The 18694-nt window shown below is 73.5% G+C and carries 17 protein-coding genes; all 17 read right to left on the bottom strand.

Features of this window, described 5'->3' with window-relative positions:
* Nucleotides 1-18: 18 nt before the first annotated feature.
* Nucleotides 19-702, bottom strand: a complete 684-nt coding sequence (locus KG102_RS07135) for a DivIVA domain-containing protein (protein WP_208213805.1) — start codon at nucleotides 700-702, stop codon at nucleotides 19-21.
* Between the two features lie 129 nt (nucleotides 703-831).
* On the bottom strand, nucleotides 832-1116 hold the full coding sequence (locus KG102_RS07130) for a YggT family protein (RefSeq protein WP_208213806.1): 285 nt from the start codon (nucleotides 1114-1116) through the stop codon (nucleotides 832-834).
* Nucleotides 1117-1119: 3 nt separating this feature from the next.
* Nucleotides 1120-1614, bottom strand: coding sequence for a cell division protein SepF (locus KG102_RS07125; protein WP_208289132.1), 495 nt, complete (start codon nucleotides 1612-1614; stop codon nucleotides 1120-1122).
* Nucleotides 1615-1774: 160 nt separating this feature from the next.
* Nucleotides 1775-2530 carry a peptidoglycan editing factor PgeF gene (gene pgeF / locus KG102_RS07120; protein ID WP_208289133.1) on the bottom strand — a complete coding sequence of 252 codons (756 nt, stop codon included), beginning with the start codon at nucleotides 2528-2530 and terminating at the stop codon, nucleotides 1775-1777.
* A gap of 8 nt (nucleotides 2531-2538) precedes the next feature.
* A complete protein-coding gene (ftsZ, locus tag KG102_RS07115) occupies nucleotides 2539-3780 on the bottom strand; it encodes a cell division protein FtsZ (protein WP_208213809.1) in 1242 nt (413 codons plus the stop codon).
* Nucleotides 3781-4007: 227 nt separating this feature from the next.
* Nucleotides 4008-5054, bottom strand: a complete 1047-nt coding sequence (locus KG102_RS07110) for a cell division protein FtsQ/DivIB (RefSeq protein WP_249667508.1) — start codon at nucleotides 5052-5054, stop codon at nucleotides 4008-4010.
* A complete protein-coding gene (gene murC, locus KG102_RS07105; RefSeq protein WP_208289134.1) occupies nucleotides 5051-6472 on the bottom strand; it encodes a UDP-N-acetylmuramate--L-alanine ligase in 1422 nt (473 codons plus the stop codon). Before murC ends, KG102_RS07110 begins: the two co-directional genes overlap by 4 nt.
* Nucleotides 6469-7614, bottom strand: coding sequence for an undecaprenyldiphospho-muramoylpentapeptide beta-N-acetylglucosaminyltransferase (gene murG, locus KG102_RS07100; protein WP_208289135.1), 1146 nt, complete (start codon nucleotides 7612-7614; stop codon nucleotides 6469-6471). Before murG ends, murC begins: the two co-directional genes overlap by 4 nt.
* Complete coding sequence (gene ftsW, locus KG102_RS07095) at nucleotides 7607-8854, bottom strand: putative lipid II flippase FtsW (protein ID WP_208213812.1); 1248 nt, start codon at nucleotides 8852-8854, stop codon at nucleotides 7607-7609. The genes murG and ftsW overlap by 8 nt, the downstream gene beginning before the upstream one ends.
* A 19-nt stretch (nucleotides 8855-8873) precedes the next feature.
* The gene (gene murD, locus KG102_RS07090) at nucleotides 8874-10298 is read right to left on the bottom strand and encodes a UDP-N-acetylmuramoyl-L-alanine--D-glutamate ligase (protein ID WP_249667507.1); all 1425 of its coding nucleotides are present in this window, start codon (nucleotides 10296-10298) and stop codon (nucleotides 8874-8876) included.
* A 12-nt stretch (nucleotides 10299-10310) separates the two neighbouring features.
* Nucleotides 10311-11393, bottom strand: a complete 1083-nt coding sequence (gene mraY, locus KG102_RS07085; RefSeq protein WP_208213814.1) for a phospho-N-acetylmuramoyl-pentapeptide-transferase — start codon at nucleotides 11391-11393, stop codon at nucleotides 10311-10313.
* Nucleotides 11390-12844: a UDP-N-acetylmuramoyl-tripeptide--D-alanyl-D-alanine ligase gene (locus KG102_RS07080; RefSeq protein ID WP_208213815.1), complete on the bottom strand. Its 1455-nt coding sequence runs from the start codon at nucleotides 12842-12844 to the stop codon at nucleotides 11390-11392. Before KG102_RS07080 ends, mraY begins: the two co-directional genes overlap by 4 nt.
* Complete coding sequence (locus tag KG102_RS07075) at nucleotides 12841-14418, bottom strand: UDP-N-acetylmuramoyl-L-alanyl-D-glutamate--2,6-diaminopimelate ligase (RefSeq protein ID WP_208213816.1); 1578 nt, start codon at nucleotides 14416-14418, stop codon at nucleotides 12841-12843. Before KG102_RS07075 ends, KG102_RS07080 begins: the two co-directional genes overlap by 4 nt.
* Before the next feature lie 49 nt (nucleotides 14419-14467).
* The gene (locus tag KG102_RS07070) at nucleotides 14468-16369 is read right to left on the bottom strand and encodes a peptidoglycan D,D-transpeptidase FtsI family protein (protein WP_208213817.1); all 1902 of its coding nucleotides are present in this window, start codon (nucleotides 16367-16369) and stop codon (nucleotides 14468-14470) included.
* Nucleotides 16366-16782 carry a hypothetical protein gene (locus tag KG102_RS07065; RefSeq protein WP_208213818.1) on the bottom strand — a complete coding sequence of 139 codons (417 nt, stop codon included), beginning with the start codon at nucleotides 16780-16782 and terminating at the stop codon, nucleotides 16366-16368. Before KG102_RS07065 ends, KG102_RS07070 begins: the two co-directional genes overlap by 4 nt.
* A complete protein-coding gene (rsmH, locus tag KG102_RS07060) occupies nucleotides 16779-17792 on the bottom strand; it encodes a 16S rRNA (cytosine(1402)-N(4))-methyltransferase RsmH (RefSeq protein ID WP_208213819.1) in 1014 nt (337 codons plus the stop codon). Before rsmH ends, KG102_RS07065 begins: the two co-directional genes overlap by 4 nt.
* 141 nt (nucleotides 17793-17933) lie before the next feature.
* Entirely contained in the window at nucleotides 17934-18410 is a 477-nt protein-coding gene (mraZ, locus tag KG102_RS07055) for a division/cell wall cluster transcriptional repressor MraZ (RefSeq protein WP_208213820.1), read from the bottom strand.
* Nucleotides 18411-18694 lie beyond the last annotated feature (284 nt).

Here is an 18694-nt window from a genome sequence, read left to right as displayed (position 1 = left end):
GGTCGCGGGGCGCCGTCGTCAGAGGTTCTGACCGTCTCCGACCGTCTGCGGCTGACCGGAACGGGGCGGCAGTGCGTTGCCCCGGTTGTCCAGGTCCCCGAGGAGGTTCTCGAGGTAGCTCTTCAGGCGGGTGCGGTAGTCCCGCTCGAAGACCCGCAGCTCGTCGATCTTGCGCTCGAGCAGCGACCGCTCCTGCTCCAGCTGGCCGAGCGTGCGCTGCGACGTCTCCTCGGCCTCGCGGACGATGCGGTTGGCCTGGCTCTTGGCCTCGCCCACCAGACGGTCGGACTCCTCCTGGCCGCTGCGCACGTAGTCGTCGTGCAGCTTCTGGGCCAGCGCGAGCATCCCGGTCGCGGACTCGGGCTCGCTCGAGCGCGGTCCGTTCGACACGGGCGCCACGATCGGCGCCTGCTGGGCGACCGGAGCGGCGGCCACGGGGGCCGGCGCCGGTGCGGGCTCGGGAGTGGGTTCCGGCTTGGGCGCCGGCGCCGCCTGCTGCGAGCCCGCGCGGCTCAGCTCAGCGATGCGGCGCTCGGCCGCAGCGAGCTTCGTCTTCAGGTCGTCGTTCTCACCCTGCAGGTCGCGCAGCGTGTTGACGACCTCGTCCAGGAAGTCGTCGACCTCGTCCTGGTCGTAGCCCTCGCGGAACTTCGTGGCCTGGAACTTCTTGTTCAAGACCTCGTCTGCAGTCAGCAGAGCCATCGTCATCACCTCAGTCGGTAGTGCTCGGTCGGGCCGGCGGCAGTCCACCGACCGCCTCGGGCCACGGTAGCGGACAATGCGGCGCGCGCATGCCCCTGCGACACGCCGACGAACGGGGAGAGGTCACCCTCAAATGCTGCTGAGCAGGGACATCAGGATCGAGCAGGCGAGCACGAGCACGAGGAACGCGAGATCGAGCCGGACCGAGCCGATGGTCAGCGGCGGCAGGATCCTGCGCAGCGCCTTGAGCGGCGGGTCGGTCACCGTGTACGTCACCTCGGCGACCACGAGCGCGATCCCCGAGGGGTGCCAGTCCCGCGCGAAGAACTGCACCCAGTCCAGCACGAGCCGGATGAGCAGCAGCAGGAAGAACGCGAGGACGACGTAGAACAGCAGGGCCGCGACGAGTTGCATCCGTCAGCTCTGGTTGTAGAAGCCTGCGCGCGTCGGGGGCTCGGCGGCGGGCCCAGCGGCCTCACCGGCGACCTCGACGTGCGCGGGCGAGAGCAGGAACACCTTGCTGGTCACGCGCTCGATCGCGCCGTGCAGGCCGAAGATCAGGCCGGCGGAGAAGTCGACCAGCCGCTTGGCGTCGGCGTCGTCCATGTCCGTGAGGTTCATGATGACCGGGGTGCCCTCGCGGAACGCCTCGCCGATCTTGCGCGCGTCGTTGTAGGAGCGCGGGTGGATCGTCGTGATCCGACGGAGCTCGCCCGCCACGGGCGCGACCTGCGACGGCGCCTGCGTGGGCACGGTCGTGCGGGTCGGCCGGTGCAACGGCGTGACCTGGGCCTCGAACTCCTGCGGCACCGCGACCTCCTGGTCGTCGAACTCCTCGAGGTACTCCTCGTGCTCAGACCGGTCGTCGGCCAGGCCGAGGTACAGCATCGTCTTGCGCAGCGCTCCGGCCATCGCGTTCGCTCCCTCCCCGGATCTCTCCGGACCACCCCGGAGCCCCGCGTCGGTCGGGCCGACAGCGGTGAGCTCCCTCTGGCCGTCACGGTAGCAACGCACCCGTTCCCGACCGGTCGCGACACGCCCGAGATACTTGGCGTGACCACAGTCGGCGCTGTCAGGCGGGCGGCCGCACCACCCCCGCGAACCGGCCCGTGCGCGGCGAACGGCGGAACGAGAACAGCACCGGGTCCGCCCAGGTGTCCCGTCCCAGCCGGGACACGGCCCGGACGCCGGTCCGCCGCAGCACGGCGTCGACGCCGGCGGGCAGGTCCAGGGCCGGGGTGCCCCACGCCGTCGTCGCCCGGGTCTCCGGAACGAGCTGCGCGACCTCGTCCTGCAGCGCGGCGGGCACCTCGTACGACTCGCCGGCGATCGACGGCCCGATCGCCGCCCGGATCCGCGCGACGTCCGCGCCCTGCTCGACCATCGAGCCGACGGCCGCCTGGACGACGCCCTCCGCCAGTCCCCGCCGGCCCGCGTGCACGGCGGCCACCACCCCGGCAGCCGCGTCGGCCAGCAGGACGGGTACGCAGTCGGCCACGAGCACCGCGACCGCGACGCGCGGTGACACGGACACCAGCGCGTCGGCCTCACCCACGGACGCACCGCTCCCGGGCGGGTCGGACAAAAGGACGACGCGCGCTCCGTGCACCTGGGTCGCGTACGCGACCGGCGCGCCGGCCCACCGCGCGAGCCGCTCCCGGTTGCGGCCGACCGCCACCGGGTCGTCGCCGACCGCGGTACCGAGGTTGAGGGCGTCGTAGGGCGGGCGGCTCACGCCACAGGCGCGGGTGGTGAACCCGGCGCGCACCCCCTCCCCGAGATCGACCTGCACGACGGGCAGGTCGGTCCCGGGGTGTGCACCGTTCATGCCGCCGCCTACTTGAGGAAGTCGGGCACGTCCAGCTCGTCGCGGTCACGCTCGCGCCGCGGGGCGTCCTCGGTGAAGATCCGGGGCACCTCGAGCGCGCCCGTGATGGGCGTGGGCTCGGGCTGGGTGGACAGGAACGCCGGCACGTCCTGCTGGTTCTGCGCGTACGCGCCCACGCGGACCAGCTGCTCGTCCGGCTCGACGACCGGGCGCGGGACCGGGACGCTCGGGGCCGGCGGGACCTGGCGCGCCGAGTTGCCGCTGACCTGGCCGAGGGCACGCGCGTCGCGGCGGACCGTCGGTGAGCCGGAGTCGAAGCCGGCCGCGATGACCGTCACCCGGACCTCGTCGCCGAGAGCGTCGTCGATGACGGCACCGAAGATGATGTTGGCCTCGGGGTGGGCCGCCTCCTGGACCAGGCGCGCTGCCTCGTTGATCTCGAAGAGGCCGAGGTCGGACCCGCCCTGGATGGACAGCAGGACACCGTGGGCACCGTCGATGCTGGCCTCCAGCAGCGGCGAGGAGATGGCCATCTCGGCGGCCTGGACCGCGCGGTCGTCGCCCCGGGCGAAGCCGATGCCCATGAGCGCCGAGCCCGCGCCCTGCATGACGGACTTGACGTCGGCGAAGTCGAGGTTGATGAGGCCCGGCGTCGTGATGAGGTCCGTGATGCCCTGGACACCGGAGAGCAGCACCTGGTCGGCCGAGTGGAACGCGTCGAGCACCGACACGGACCGGTCGGAGATCTGCAGCAGGCGGTCGTTCGGGATGACGATGAGCGTGTCGACCTCGGCACGCAGTGCCTCGATCCCGGAGTCGGCCTGGACCGAGCGGCGGCGACCCTCGAACGTGAACGGTCGCGTGACCACACCGATCGTCAGCGCGCCGAGCGAGCGGGCGATCCGCGCGACCACCGGCGCGCCACCCGTCCCGGTGCCACCACCCTCGCCCGCGGTGACGAAGACCATGTCTGCGCCGCGCAGCACGTCCTCGATCTCGTCCTTGTGGTCCTCGGCGGCCTTCTTGCCCACCTCGGGGTCCGCCCCGGCACCGAGGCCGCGGGTCAGCTCGCGGCCGACGTCGAGCTTGACGTCGGCGTCGGACATGAGCAGGGCCTGCGCGTCCGTGTTGACGGCGATGAACTCGACACCCTTGAGGCCGACCTCGATCATGCGGTTCACGGCGTTCACGCCGCCGCCGCCGATGCCGACGACCTTGATGACCGCCAGGTAGTTCTGCGGAGCTGCCACGGTGGGTGCCTCTCGTTCTGTGCCGGTCGCGGCGGGGCCGCGGGGTCCGTCCGTGTCCCGGTGAGGGGGCGACGTCGGGGTGAAACCTTCACCCTCTACTTGAGGGTTATAGTTATGTCAGGTGTGCTGTCAGTGCGTGACGTTAGGTGGAGGTCCGACCTCGATCAACGACCGCGCCGCGCGTGTCGGGTCTTGTGCGTGAAACTCGTCCGCGAGGCCCCGTCGGATCACCGCGTGATGGGCAGCCGCGGCGCGGACACGTCGATGACCGTCGCCCCGGCGGCGGCGGACGACGCGCGCAGCGCCGCGAGGACGGCGACCTTCAGCGGGGTCTCGCTCGCGCTCCCCCAGTCCACCTGCACGTCGTCCCGCAGCCGCATGGTCACCGTGTCCTGCGTCTGGGCGGACACAGCGCCCACCTGCGCGAGAAGGTCGGCCGGCAGCTGCTGCAGCACGCTCAGCACGGCGCCCAGCGTCCGCTTGTCACCCACCGGGACGTCCACGACGGGCAGGCCCTCCGGGGGCGTATCCACCCGGCCGACCTGCACGCCGTCCATGTCCAGCAGTGCGAAACCGGGCTGACCCGCCTCGGGGCCCTGCGTGGACGCGCCCACCTGCTCAGGAACCGCGGCCACCGGTTCACGCGCCACCAGCACGACGGCGAGCCCGTGGGGCCACTCGCGCGTGACCCGCGCCTCCCTGACCCCCGGGACCTCGAGCACGTCGTCCCGCAGGCCGACCGTGTCCAGGCGCGGCAACGGCGTCGTGGCGTGCGCCTGGACGACCCCGAGCACCTGGTCGACCGCCACCACCGTGCCGGCGCCCTCGACGTGCACCTGGGCGGGGTCCAGCGCGAGTACGGGCGAGAAGAACAGCAGCCAGCCCAGCGCCGCGGCGAGGACCGTCGAGCCCGTGACCAGGAGGACCTGCCGCCGGGCGAGGTTGCGGCGGGCCCGCGCCCGCTCGGCGAAGCGCTCGGCCGAGCTGGTGGAGACCACTGGCGGCGTCACCGGCCCGGAGTACCGGCTGGCGCCGCCGGCGCTGTAGGTGGTCACGGCCCGACCGAAGGGCGCGGGCTCCTGCACCGGTGTGCTCGCGTCGGCCCTGCTGGCGGGGGCGTCGCGCCGGGGCTGCTTGCCCGCCGGGGCGGGCGGGGCCGGCTTGCCCGCGGCTGCGGGTGCGGCGGGCTTGCCGGCCGACGACGTGGTCCGGCGCGGTGCGGCGGGCCGGCCCGGCGCGGGGCTGCGCGGACCGGTCGGGCGGGACGGGCTCACGTGCCCGGTCGACCGTCGTCGGACAGCGCGTCGAGCACCACCGCGGCCAGCGCCGTCACGTCGCCCGCGCCCACGGTCAGCACGAGGTCACCGGGACGGGCCGCGGCGGCGGCGGCACGGGCGGCGTCGAACCGGTCGGGGACGAAGGTCGCCCGACCCGGGGTGGGGACCCGGTCGACGATCAGGGCGCCGGTCACCGAGGGGTCGGGATCCTCCCGGGCGCCGTAGACGTCCGTCACCACGACCACGTCGGCGAGGTCGAGCGCGGCGCCGAACTCGGCCGCGAACGTGCGGGTGCGCGAGTACAGGTGGGGCTGGAAGAGCACGACGAGGCGACCGTCGCCGACCACCGACCGTGCACCACGCAGCAGAGCCGCGACCTCGGTCGGGTGGTGGGAGTAGTCGTCGACCACCCGGATGCCGTGCACCGTCCCGCGGTGCTCGAACCGTCGGCCGGTCCCCCGGAACGCACCGAGCCCGTCGGCCGCGTCGGGCACCCCGAGGCGGCGCGCGGTCGCCCACGCCGCGGCGGCGTTCAGCGCGTTGTGCACGCCGGGGAAGGCCAGGCGGACCGTGCTGGTCCGGTCCCCGGAGGCAAGCTCGAAGGCCCAGCGGTCACCGTCGGCGCGCAGGTCCCGTACCACCACGTCCGCATCCGGCGAGGTGCCGTAGGTGACGACCTCCACGCCCCGCTCCGCGAGTGCGTCGCGCACCCGCTCCACCAGGCGGGCGGCACCGGCGTCGTCGGCGCAGACGACGAGGGCACCCCCGTCGCGGATCCGTGCGGTGAACGCCACGAACACGTCCTCGAACGCCTGCGCGGAGCCGTAGTGGTCCAGGTGGTCGGGCTCGACGTTGGTGACGACCGCGATCAGCGGCGCGTAGGCAAGGAAGGAGCCGTCCGACTCGTCGGCCTCCGCGACGAACGCCGGACCTGCTCCGTCGCGCCCGCCGCCGAGGGGGCCGTCGGCGGAGAACACCGTGCCCCCGATCGCGAACGACGGGTCGGCGCCGGCGTGCAGCAGCACGGTCGCGATCATCGCCGAGGTCGTCGTCTTGCCGTGCGCGCCCGCCACGGCCACCGCGTCCCGGTCGACCATCAGCGAGGCGAGCGCCTCCGAGCGGTGCAGCACCCGCAGCCCGCGGGCGCGGGCGCGGGCGAGCTCGGGGTTGGACTCCCGCACGGCCGACGAGACCACCACGGTGTCCACGTCCTCGACCAGCGAGGCGTCGTGGCCCACGTGCACCGAGACGCCGGCCTCCCGCAGGGCGGGCAGGGCCGGACCGTCCGCGGCGTCGGAGCCGCTCACCGGCACACCCCGGGCGGCGAGCAGGGCCGCGATCGCCGACATGCCCGCGCCGCCGACGCCGATGAGGTGGACCCGGCCGAGGTCTGCCGGGCGCAGGACCTCCGTCACGGCAGCTCCTCCTCGACCATCCGGGCGACCCGTCCGGCGGCGTCGCGGACGCCCACGGCCGCGGCGGCGCGTCCCATGCGCTCGCGCGTCTCCGTGGCCGCCTCCCCCACCAGCAGGACGGGCAGGTGGGCGCGGATCCAGGCGGGATCGAGGTCGGCGTCGTCGACCAGGAGCCCCCCGCCGGCGGCGACCACGGCCGCCGCGTTGAGCCGCTGCTCGCCGTTGCCGACCGGCAGAGGTACGTAGACGGCGGGGATGCCGAGGGCGGCCTGCTCGCACACGGTGCCGGCCCCCGAGCGGCCGACCACCACGTCGGCGACGGCCAGCGCCAGCTGCATCTCGGTCAGGTACTCCCGGACGTGGTAGCGCTCGGCGCCGGGCACGCCGGCCAGCGCGGCGCGGACCGCGTCGGCCTTGCCCGCACCCGTCAGGTGCAGCACCTGGACGCCCGCGGCCAGCAGCTCGGTGGCCGCACCGGCGACGGCGCGGTTGATGCTGACCGCGCCGAGGGAGCCGCCCGAGACCAGGAGCGTCGGGAGGTCCGGGTCCAGCCCGAGCTCGGCAGCGGCGGCCGCTCGGGTTCCCACCGGGTCGGCGAGGCGCTGCTCGACGAGCCGCGCGATCGGTGCACGCAGCGGCAGGCCCGTGACCTGCGCCCCGGGAAGCGCGGTGCCCGGGAAGGTCACGGCGACGGAGCGGGCCCAGCGCGCGCCCAGCCGGTTGGCCAGCCCGGGACGCGCGTTCTGCTCGTGGATGACCACGGGGATGCCCCGGCGCCGGGCGGCGAGGTACGCGGGCGTCGCGACGTAGCCGCCGAAACCGACGACGACCTGCGCGCCGGACTCGTCGATCGCGGTGCCGGCCGCGCGGACGGCGTCCCGCAGCCGCCACGGCAGCCGGAACCAGTCCGGTGTGGGACGTCGCGGGAGCGGCACCCGGGGGACGACGGCGAGCGGGAGGCCGTGCTCCGGGACCAGCCGGGACTCGAGGCCCTCGGTGGTGCCGAGCACCGTGATGAGCAGGCCCGGACGGCGTCGGACGAGCTCGTCGGCGACGGCGAGCAGCGGGTTGACGTGGCCTGCCGTGCCTCCGCCGGCGAGCAGCACGCTGGGCGCGGTGCGGACCGGGTACGCGTCAGCCACGGGACCGCCCGATGACGGCGAGCGAGCGCCGGACGACGCCCGGCCGGGCGGCCAGCGCCTCGGCCGCGCCCGGCTCCGAACGCGCGAACGCGATCAGCACCCCGAGGGCCGCCATGGTCATGATGAGCGCCGAGCCGCCCGCGGACACCAACGGCAGCGGGATGCCGATGACCGGCGCGAGCCCGATGACGACCGCGATGTTGACGAGGGCCTGACCGATGATCCAGCACAGGATGGCGCCCGTGGTGATCTGGACGAACGGGTCCCGGTGGCGACGGATGACGCGGATCATGGCGAAGGCGAGCAGCCCGAACAGGCCGAGGACGAGCAGCGTGCCGATCAGCCCGAGCTCCTCGCCGAGGATCGCGAAGATGAAGTCGTTGTGCGCGGCGGGCAGGTACGACCACTTCTCGCGGCTCTCGCCCAGACCCAGCCCGCCCCAGCCCCCGCTCGCAAGCCCCCAGCCGCCGTGCAGCGTCTGGTAGCAGGACGAGGCGGCGTCGCACTCGTCCGACAGCCAGCTCTTGATCCGGTCGGTCCGGTTGTCGCTCGTGACCGTGAGCAGGCCCGCGAGACCGCCGCCGATGATCCCGGCGAGGCCGAACATCCGCATGGGCACCCCGGCGACGAACAGCGCCCCGGCGACGAGCATGATCAGGACGAGCGCGGTACCCAGGTCGCGACCGGCGAGCACGACCGCGATCGCCAGGCCTGCGACCGGGACCGCGGGGATCAGGGCGTGCTTCCACTCGCGCAGCAGCGTCAGCTTGCGGGTCAGCACCGCACCGAGCCAGATCGCGAGGGCCAGCTTGATCGTCTCCGACGGCTGCGCCGAGAAGCCGGGCAGGCACACCCAGTTGCGGTTGCCGCCCGTCCCGCAGCCGAGGCCGGGGACGAACACCATGAGCTGGAACACGATCGCGAGCCCGAGGGCGGGCCAGGCGACCTTCTGGAAGAACCGCACCGGCATCCGGGACAGCCCGAACAGGACGGGCAGACCGATCAGCGCGTACTTCGCCTGGTCCAGGAACACCGCGTACGGCGAGTCGCCGTCGTCGAGCGACTCGACGCTCGAGCTCGACAGCACCATGACCAGACCGATCACCAGCAGCAGCGCCGTGGCGCCGACCAGGACGTAGTAGCTGGTCACCGCACTGTTCCACTGCCCCAGGAGCGAGCCGCCGGGTGTGCCGGGCGCCGCGCTGCCGCGCACGTCGGGGCGCGAGTCCGTGGCCGTCATCGCTCCCCCTCCCGGCGCGTCACACGTCCTCGCCGAGCGCACGCACCGCGGCGGCGAACTCCTCACCCCGTGCGGCGTACGACGCGAACTGGTCCATCGACGCGCAGGCGGGGGCGAGCAGCACCGTGACGGGCTCGGCGTCCGACGCGCCGGCGGCGAGCCGACGGGCCTCGAGCACGGCGTTGGTCATCACCGAGCCAGTCTCACCGGCGTCGACCTCGACCACGGGGACCTCGGGTGCGTGTCGGGCGAGCGCCTCGCGCAGCGGCGACCGGTCGACGCCGATCAGCACCACCGCGCGCAGCCGGTCACGCCGCGCGGCGACGAGCTCGTCGAACTGCGCGCCCTTGGCCAGGCCGCCCGCGATCCACACGACGCTGCCCGCCGGGAACGCCCCGAGGGCAGCCGCGGCAGCATGCGCGTTGGTCGCCTTGGAGTCGTCCACGTACCCGACGTGGTCGACGACAGCCACGGTGGCGAGCCGGTGCGCGCCGGGTCCGTACGCGCGCAGGCCCTCGCGGACGTCCGCCGGGGAGACCCCGTGCGCGAGCGCCAGGGCGGCCGCGGCGAGCGCGTTCGCGACGACGTGCGGCGGCACCGTGCCGTCCGGGCCGGCGAGCTGCTGGAGGTCGTCCAGCGTCCCCAGCTCGGCCGCGTGGGTGTAGCGCTGCCGGGTGAAGCCCCGGTCCACCAGGACGTCCTCGACCAGACCGACCTGGCCCACCAGCGGCGTCCCCACCGTGAACCCGACCGCCACGCACCCGTCGACGACGTCCGCCTCCCGGACCAGGTGCTCGGTGCCGGGGTCGGCCAGGTTGTACACGCAGGCCACCTGCGCGCGCTCGAAGATCCGGCCCTTGTCGGCCGCGTACGCGTCGAGCGACCCGTGCCAGTCGAGGTGGTCCGGCGCCACGTTCAGCACCGCGGCCGCCTGCGCCGACATCGACGACGTGTAGTGCAGCTGGAAGCTGGACAGCTCGACCGCGAGGACGTCCAGCGTCGGGTCCACGGCAGCGAGCACCAGCGGCGTCCCGACGTTGCCCACGGCCAGCGCGTTCTCCCCCGCCGCCCGGAGGATCGACTCCAGCATGCCCACCGTCGTCGTCTTGCCGTTGGTCCCCGTCACCGCGAGCCACGGGGCGGGCCCGCCGCCCTCGGCCCGGTCGACCCGGACGTGCCAGGCGAGCTCGACCTCGCTCCACACGGGCACGCCGCGGTCGGCGGCCGCCGCGAGCAGCGGATGGTGCGGCGGCAGCCCCGGCGAGGCGACCACGAGGTCCGCGCGGTCCAGCACGGTCCCCTCGAGCAGCGTCGCGGAGTCGATGACGTCGTCGGCGTGGTCGTCGACCGGGACGACCCGTGCCCCCTGGGCGGCGAGGACCTCGGCCGCGGCGCGACCGGAGACCCCGAGCCCGGCGACCACCACGAGGGCGCCTTCCAGCACGAGCCCGGCCACCTACCCGGCCACCCACTCGGCGTAGAAGATCCCGACGCCGAGCGCGACGAACAGGCCGGCGATGATCCAGAACCGGATGACGATCGTGACCTCGCCCCAGCCCGACAGCTCGAAATGATGATGCAGCGGTGCCATCTTGAAGACCCGCTTACCGGTCATCTTGAAGAAGCCGATCTGGATCACGTCCGAGAGCACGACGAGCACGAACAGCCCGCCGATGATCGCGGCGAGGATCTCGGTCCGCGACAGGATGGACAGGCCGGCCAGCGCGCCGCCGAGGGCCAGCGAGCCGGTGTCTCCCATGAAGATCTTCGCCGGGCTGGCGTTCCACCACAGGAAGCCGAAGCACGCGCCCGTGATGGCGGCCGCGACCACCGCGAGGTCCAGCGGGTCACGGGTCTCGTAGCAGCGCGGACCGGCGCTCGCCAGGAACTGGCAGCTCTGGTTGAACTGCCACACGCCGACGATGACGTAGGCACCGAAGACGATGAGCGAGACGCCCGTGGCCAGGCCGTCGAGCCCGTCGGTGAGGTTCACGGCGTTGGACCACGCGGTGATGAGGAAGTTGGCCCAGATGACGAACAAGATGATGCCGAGCGTCGTGCCCCAGAACGCGAGGTCCAGGTTGGTGTCCCGGATGAACGAGATCCTCGTCGACGCCGGCGTCCGGAACTTGTCGTTGGGGAACTGCAGGGCGGCCACCGCGAAGGTGACGCCGACGACCCCCTGTCCGACGATCTTCCAGCGGGCGGACAGGCCGAGGCTGCGCTGCCGCGAGATCTTGATGAAGTCGTCCAGGAAGCCGACCACGCCCAGGCCGGTCATGAGGAACAGCACGAGCACCGCCGAGGCGCTCGGCGGCGTGCCTGTGGCGATCAGCCCGCCGACCCAGCCGAGCAGCGTGGCGCCGATGATGACGACGCCGCCCATGGTCGGCGTGCCGCGCTTGGTGAAGTGCGCCGTCGGACCGTCCTGCCGGATGAACTGGCCGTACTGCTTGTGCACGAGGAAGCGGATGAACAGCGGCGTGCCGAGCAGCGCGATGAGCATCGCGAGCCCACCGGAGATCAGGACGGCGATCACGCGGTCGCCCCTTCGGTGAGCACGTCACCGAGACGCCACAGCCCGGCACCGTACGACGACTTCACCAGCACCACGTCACCCGGTCGCAGCTCGCTCTCGAGGAACGCCGTCGCCACGTCGAGGTCGTCGGCCAGGACGACCTCGTCGCCCCACGAGCCCTCGTGGTTGGCGCCGTCGCGGATCGCGCGCGCCCCGTCCCCGACCGCGATGGTGAGGCCGATGTTGAGCCGGACGCAGAGACGGCCGATGGCGTCGTGCGCCTCCCGCGCGCCGGAGCCCAGCTCGAGCATCTCGCCGAGCACCGCGATCGAGCGCCGGTCCCGGCCCGCCAGCACCGCGAGGGCCTTGAGCGCGGCGCGCATGGAGTCCGGGTTGGCGTTGTAGGAGTCGTCGATGATCGTGACACCGTCGGGGCGGTCGACCACGTGCATGCGGTGCGGGCTGAGCGCGTCCGCGGCGGCGAGCCCGGCCGCCACCTGGTCCAGGTCCAGCCCGACCGCCAGGGCGGCGGCCGCGGCGGCGAGCGCGTTGTGCACGTGGTGCTCGCCGACCAGGCGCAGCGTGACCTGCACGGTGCGCTCCGTGTCCCCGCGGTGCACGAGCGTGAACGTCGCGCGCCCGGCCCGGTCCAGCCGGACGTCCCGGACGCCGACCGTGGACTGCGGGGCGGCGCCGAAGGTGACGACGTCTCCGGGCGCCAGCGCGGCCATCGCGGACACCCGCGGGTCGTCGGCGTTCAGCACGGCGACCCCGTCCGGCAGCAGGCCCCGCACGATCTCGGACTTGGCGACCGCCACGGCGTCGATGCCGCCGCCGAAGCCGCCCAGGTGCGCGTGGCCGACGATGAGCACGACGGCGACGTCGGGGGGAGCGATGTCGGTCAGGTAGGTGAGGTGGCCGGGGCCGCTCGCACCCATCTCGAGGACGAGGAACCGCGTCCACTCGTCGGCGCGCAGGACCGTCAGCGGCAGGCCGATCTCGTTGTTGAACGACCGTACGGGCGCGACCGTCGGGCCGACGCTGCCGCACAGCTGCGCCAGCAGGTCCTTCGTCGTCGTCTTGCCGACCGAGCCGGTGATGCCGACGACCTTCAGCCCGCTGCCGCCCGGCTCGAGCGCCGCCTCGCGGAGCCGCTCCAGCACCGCCCGGGCCAGGTCGCCGAGCGCCCGCTCGACGTCCGTCACCACGACGCTCGGCACCACGGCCCCGTCCGGTGCGACGACGTCGCGCGCAGCGAGGACCAGAGCGGCCCCACCGGCGACGGCGGCGGCCGCGTAGTCGTGGCCGTCCACGTGCTCTCCGGGCAGGGCCACGAACAGCCCGCCGGTGACCTCCTCGCGGGAGTCCACCACGACGGGTCCGCTGACGACGAGCGCCGGGTCCGTCGCCGCGGCGCCACGCAGCACGCCACCCGTCGCGGCCGCGATCTCGGCCGCCGTGAGCGCGATCACGCCTGCTGCCCCTGTCGCTCGACGCGCGCTGCGAGCAGCACGTCGCGGTCGTTGTACCGGTGGAACACGCCTGCGATCTCCTGAGTGGGCTCGTGACCCTTGCCCGTGATGATCACGGTGTCCTGCTCGTGGGCGAGGGCGAGGGCGTCTCGGATGGCCTGCGCCCGGCTCGAGGCCTCGTGCACGTCGACCAGGTCCGGTCGCACCGACCGGACCCCCTCGAGGATGGCGGACCGGATGGCCGCCGGCTCCTCGGAACGGGGGTTCTCGTCGGTGACGACGATCACGTCCGCGAGCCGCGCGGCGATCTCGCCCATGAGGGGGCGCTTGCCCTGGTCCCGGTCGCCGTCCGAGCCGAACACGATGACGAGCCGGCCCGGTGTGATCGGGCGGACCGCGTCCAGCGCCAGGACGAGGGCGTCAGGCGTGTGGGCGTAGTCGACGATGGCCAGGGGGAAGCCCTCGCCTCGCTCGATGACGCGCTCCATCCGGCCCGGGATCTCGTGCGCGGTGGCCACGGCACCGATCGCGGTGTCCAGGTCGACCCCGGCGGCGTGCGCCAGGACGATCGCCAGCGCCGCGTTGGAGACGTTGACCTTGCCCGGCAGCGGGCTCGCAGCGGTGTGCAGCGTGCCGTCGGGGCCGCGCAGCGTGAACGTCGACCCGACGCCGTCGAGACCGATGTCGGCCGCGACGACCGCCCAGTCGGCGTCCGCGGCCTCGGGGGCGCCGACGTGCGTGGCGACGGACTCCACGGGTATCGGCGACTCGGCGACGAGCCGACGACCCCACTCGTCGTCCACCACGACCACGCCACGGCGGGCCTGGCCGGAGGCGAAGAGCCGCGACTTGTCGCGGAAGTAGCCCTCCATGTCGCCGTGGAAGTCGAGGTGGTCGCGCTGCAGGTTGGTGAACCCGACGACGTCGAAGGTGAGCCCGCCCACCCGGCCGAGGGCGAGCGCGTGCGACGAGACCTCCATGGCGAGCGCGGTCGCGCCCCGCTCGACGGCCAGCGCGAGGATCGCCTGCAGCGCGGGCGCCTCCACGGTCGTGCGCGGGCTCTCGACGGCGTCCTCGCCGATGCGGAGCTCGACGGTGCCGAGCACGGCCGTGGTCGTGTGCGCGGCCCGCAGGGCTGCGTCCAGGAAGTAGGTGGTGGTGGTCTTGCCGTTGGTGCCGGTGACCCCGACGGTGACCAGCCGCTCGCCCGGGGCGTCGTGCGCCCAGGCGGCCACCGGTCCGGCGAGCGCGCGGGGGGCCGCACCGACGAGCACCGGGACGCGCGCAGCGAGTCCCGACGACTCCAGCAGCGCGAGCCCGGCCTCGTCCGTGAGGACCGCCACAGCACCCGCGTCGACCGCCTGCTCGGCGTAGGAGGCCCCGTGCACCGTGAGACCGGTCACGGCGACGAACACGTCACCGGGCGACACGTCGTTGCTGGCGAGGCTCACACCGGTGAGCACGGCGTCGGACGGCACCGGCGCACCGTGGGTGACCAGGTGGAACGTCCGGACGAGGTCGGCGACCCGATGGGCCGCGGGACGCGTCGGGCGCATCCGGGCGGGGGTCGTCATGGGGAGAATCTACCCCGGACCGGGCGTCCGGACGGCAGGTCCGGGCCGGTCACCACGTCGTCGGGAACAGCGTCCCCGACGTGCCCGACGGGGCCACGCCGAGCTCGCTGAGCGTGTAGCCGGCCACGTCGCTGAACACGGGTGCGGCGACCACGCCGCCGAACTCCGAGCTCTTCGGGTTGTGCAGGATCACGGCCACGGCGATCCGCGGGTCGTCGGCCGGCGCGACGCCGATGAACGACGCCGTGATGCCCTGCACCCCGCCGACCCAGTTCTGCGCCGTGCCGGTCTTGCCGGCCACCTGGTAGCCGGGGATCGCGGCGTGGGAGCCGGTGCCGTCGTCGACCACGCTCTGCATCATGGTGAGCACGGTCTCGGCGGTCTCCGGGGACACCACCTGCGTCGAGGCGGCGGCAGGCGCGGGGGTGTAGACGCCCTCGGGCGAGGTCCAGCCCTTGACGATGTGCGGCTGGACCCGGACGCCGCCGTTGGCGATGGTCGCGAACACCTGCGTGGCCTGCAGGGCGGTCACCGACACGGCCTGGCCGAACAGGACCGCGTACTTGTCCCGCCGCTGCCAGTCGTCGACCGGGTGCAGGATGCCCTTCGACTCCCCCGACATCTCGATGCCGGTCCTGCTGCCGAAACCGAACTTCTGCAGGTAGTCGTACCGGGTCTGCACCGGCAGGTGCTGCCCGATCATCACGGTGCCGGTGTTGGAGGACTCGGCCAGGACACCGGTCGTGGTCAGGCGCAGCAGACCGTGCTCGTGCGAGTCCTTGAACGTCTCCTTCCCGTCGGGCGAGTACGTGTACGGCACCTCCCACGGCGTCAGCGGGTCGGCGATCTTGTTGTCGAGGATCGCGGCCATCGTGATGACCTTGCCGGTCGAGCCGGGCTCGAAGACGTCGGAGACGGCGCTCGACAGGGAGCCCGACGCCTCCCCGGGCTTGTTCGGGTCGACCGAGCCCGAGTCGGCGAGGGCGTAGACCTCCCCCGTCCTGGTGTCCATGACGATCAGCGAGCCGGACGACGACCCCGTGGCCGCTACCTGCGCGTCGAGCGCGGACTGCGCCTTCCACTGCACGTCGGACAGCAGCGTGAGCTGCACCGAGTCGCCGGGCCGCGCCGGGTCGTCCTCGGAGTAGCCCCCGGGGATCACCTGGCCCTTGCGGCCGCGCTCGTACGTCTCGCTGCCCGGGGTCCCGCGGAGCCGGTCGTCGAGCGACGCCTCGAGGCCGGCGAGCCCGATCCCGTTGGAGTTGACGAACCCGACGACGTTGCCGGCCAGGGTGCCGTTCGGGTAGACGCGCTCGGCGACCCGGTCGACGTTGACGCCGTTGAGCCCGAGCTTGCGGATCTCGCGCGCGACCGCGGGCAGCACGCCCTTGCGGATGTACACGAACGACCGGTCACCGACCAGCAGCCCTCCGAGCTCCGCCGCGTTCATGTCCAGCAGCGGTGCGAGCGTCGCGGCGACGCCCGCCGCGCCGGCCGGGAGGGGCGGGTTCGCCGTGCCCTTGAACTTGGCGACGAGCCGCTGGTTGACGGAAATGTCGTAGCGCTCCACCGACGTGGCGAGCGGCATGCCGGACGCGTCCGTGATCTCGCCGCGGCTGCCCAGCAGCGTCACGGACGTGAGACGCGAGTTGCGCGCGTCCTCCGCGATGGCCGCTCCGCGCAGCCCCTGGACGTAGACCAGGCGCCCACCGAAGACGGCGAGCGCCAGCACCACCATCGCGGTCAGGAAGGCCATCCGACGGCGCGACCCCGGCTGCACCGGTCCGGCTGGTGGTCCGCCGCGCGTGCCGGGCGCGCCGGGGGCGACGGCGGTGCGCGGTCCGGCCGCGGAGCGCTGGCGCGGCGCGGTCGCCCCGACGGCACGGTTCCCCGCTGCCGGCCGGACGGGCGCCGCCGAGCGGGCACGCGGGCGAGCGGCCGGAGTCGTCATCCCCCGGTTCCCGCGGCCTCGGGCGCGCCCTGCACGCTGCCGTCCGCGAGACGCAGCCATCCCGTCCCGTTGGTGGGCACCATCCCGAGCCGGGTCGCGGCTGCCGCGAGCTCGGTGGGCGACGCCTTCGCGTCCAGCTGCGCCGTGAGGTCCTGCGCGTCCTGGTTGAGCCGGCCCAGCTCGTTCGACAGGTCGTACCGGGCGTACGCGCTGGCCGCCATCGATGTGTTCAGCAGCAGCGCTGACAGGAGCGCTCCGGCCAGCACCGACATGCACGCCAGGATGAACGGGATCCTCGTGCGTGCGTGCTGCGGTGCACGCACGACGCGGAGCCGCGGTGCGGGCGCGGCGGCCGGGCGCGGGCGCGCCGGTGCCGGGTAGGCGGTGGCTCGGGCAGCGGTCTGGGCGCTCATGCTGCCCTCCTTCCGGTCTGACGTGGCAACAGGTGGTCGGGCGTGGGACGGATGCGCTCTGCGGCGCGCAACCGGACGGACTGCGAACGCGGGTTGTGCGCGAGCTCGGCCTCGTCTGCCTCCTCGGCCCCTCGGGTCACCAGCCGCAGGAACGGCGCGTGCGTCTCGGGTTCGACCGGGAGATCGGGTGGTGCGCTGGACGTCGCGCCGACCGCGAGCGCGCGCTTGACCGCGCGGTCCTCGAGCGAGTGGTACGACTCGACGACGATGCGCCCGCCGACCGCGAGCGCCTCGATCGACTGCGGGAGGGCCCGCTCGAGCACCTCGATCTCGCCGTTCACCTCGATGCGCAGGGCCTGGAACGTGCGCTTGGCCGGGTTGCCGCCGGTCTTGCGCGTAGCGGCCGGGATGTTCGCGCGGACGATGCTCACCAGCTCGCCGGTCCGCTCCAGCGGGCGCTTGGCCCGCTGCGCCACGATGGCGCGGGCGATCCGGGGCGCGAACCGCTCCTCCCCGTACACGCGCAGGATCCGTGCCAGGTCGCGCTCGTCGTAGGTGTTGAGGACGTCGGCCGCGGTCTGACCGGTCGTCGAGTCCATCCGCATGTCCAGCGGCGCGTCCGCGGAGTACGAGAAGCCGCGCTCGCGCTCGTCGAGCTGCAGCGACGAGACGCCGAGGTCCATCAGGACGCCCTGGACGCTCGGGATGCCGAGCCCGTCCAGCACGTCGAGGATCTCGTCGTACACGGCGTGCACGCCCGTGAACCGGTCACCGAACGGCGCGAGCCGTCGTCCCGCCAGCTCGAGCGCCTGCGTGTCCCGGTCGATGCCGACCACGCGCACGTGCGGGAACGCCCGCAGGACGCCCTCCGTGTGACCGCCCATGCCGAGCGTCGAGTCGACCATGACGGCACCCTCGCGCTCGAGCGCCGGGGCGAGCAGATCGAGGCAGCGCTGCAGGAGCACGGGGGTGTGCCGGGCGGCGGCGTCGTCGGGCGTGCGCTCGGTCATCGGTGCTCCTCCCCCTGCTCGGATGTGTGGTCGGACGGCCCCTCCGCCGTCCGACCAGATCCCCCACCGATCCTCTGACGCCGGGGAAGTGCGTCAGAGATTCGGGAGGAGGTCTCACCGGGCGGCCATCGAGGCCTGGGTCTAGAAGGGGCCGTTCGGGAAGACCTCCTCCGCGGTGTCGGCGTACCCGGCCTCCTGCTCGGCCAGGTACGTCTCCCACGCGGTGAGGTCCCAGATCTCGACCCGGGTGCCGGTGCCGATGACGGCGACGTCGCGCTCGAGCCCCGCGTACTTGCGCAGCATCGGCGGGATGGAGATGCGTCCCTGCTTGTCCGGCAGCTCGTCACTGGCTCCGGAGAGGAACACGCGTAGGTAGTCACGGGCCTGGCGGCTGGTGACGGGCGCCTGTCGGAGCTGGTCGTGCATGCGCTGGAACTCCTGCATGGGCAGCAGGAAGAGGCACCGCTCCTGGCCCCGGGTCATGACCAGCCCCGGGGCGAGCTGACCGCGGAACTTGGCCGGGAGGATGAGCCGGCCCTTCTCGTCCAGGCGCGGCGTGTACGTCCCGAGGAAGGGCGTGAAGGAGCCGAAGACGCCGGCGGACGACTCATGCGTCACCTCGCCCCCTCCGGTCCCTTGGGTGCGACATTCCCCGCCTCACCACGTGCCTCCACGGTACTCCACTTCCCTCCACCAGCAACCGGAGAGGGCCACTATTCACCCGATCGAAGGGATAGAACCGCAGGTCACCGCGGTGGGGCGAAGTGGAGGGTGTGACCAACCGGGGACGCACCCCAGGCGTGTCGGCGGGCCCCGGGTCGGCGCGATTACGGAGGGATCGGACGAATCCCCCGGCGACCGAGGCCTGCGCCGCCGGACCGGCGGCCCAGGTGGAGCGAAGT

The organism is Cellulomonas fengjieae, from assembly GCF_018388465.1.
Lineage (GTDB): Bacteria > Actinomycetota > Actinomycetes > Actinomycetales > Cellulomonadaceae > Cellulomonas > Cellulomonas fengjieae.
Note: the sequence above shows the minus strand (reverse complement) of the source record. Positions and strands in the feature narration are given on the sequence as shown.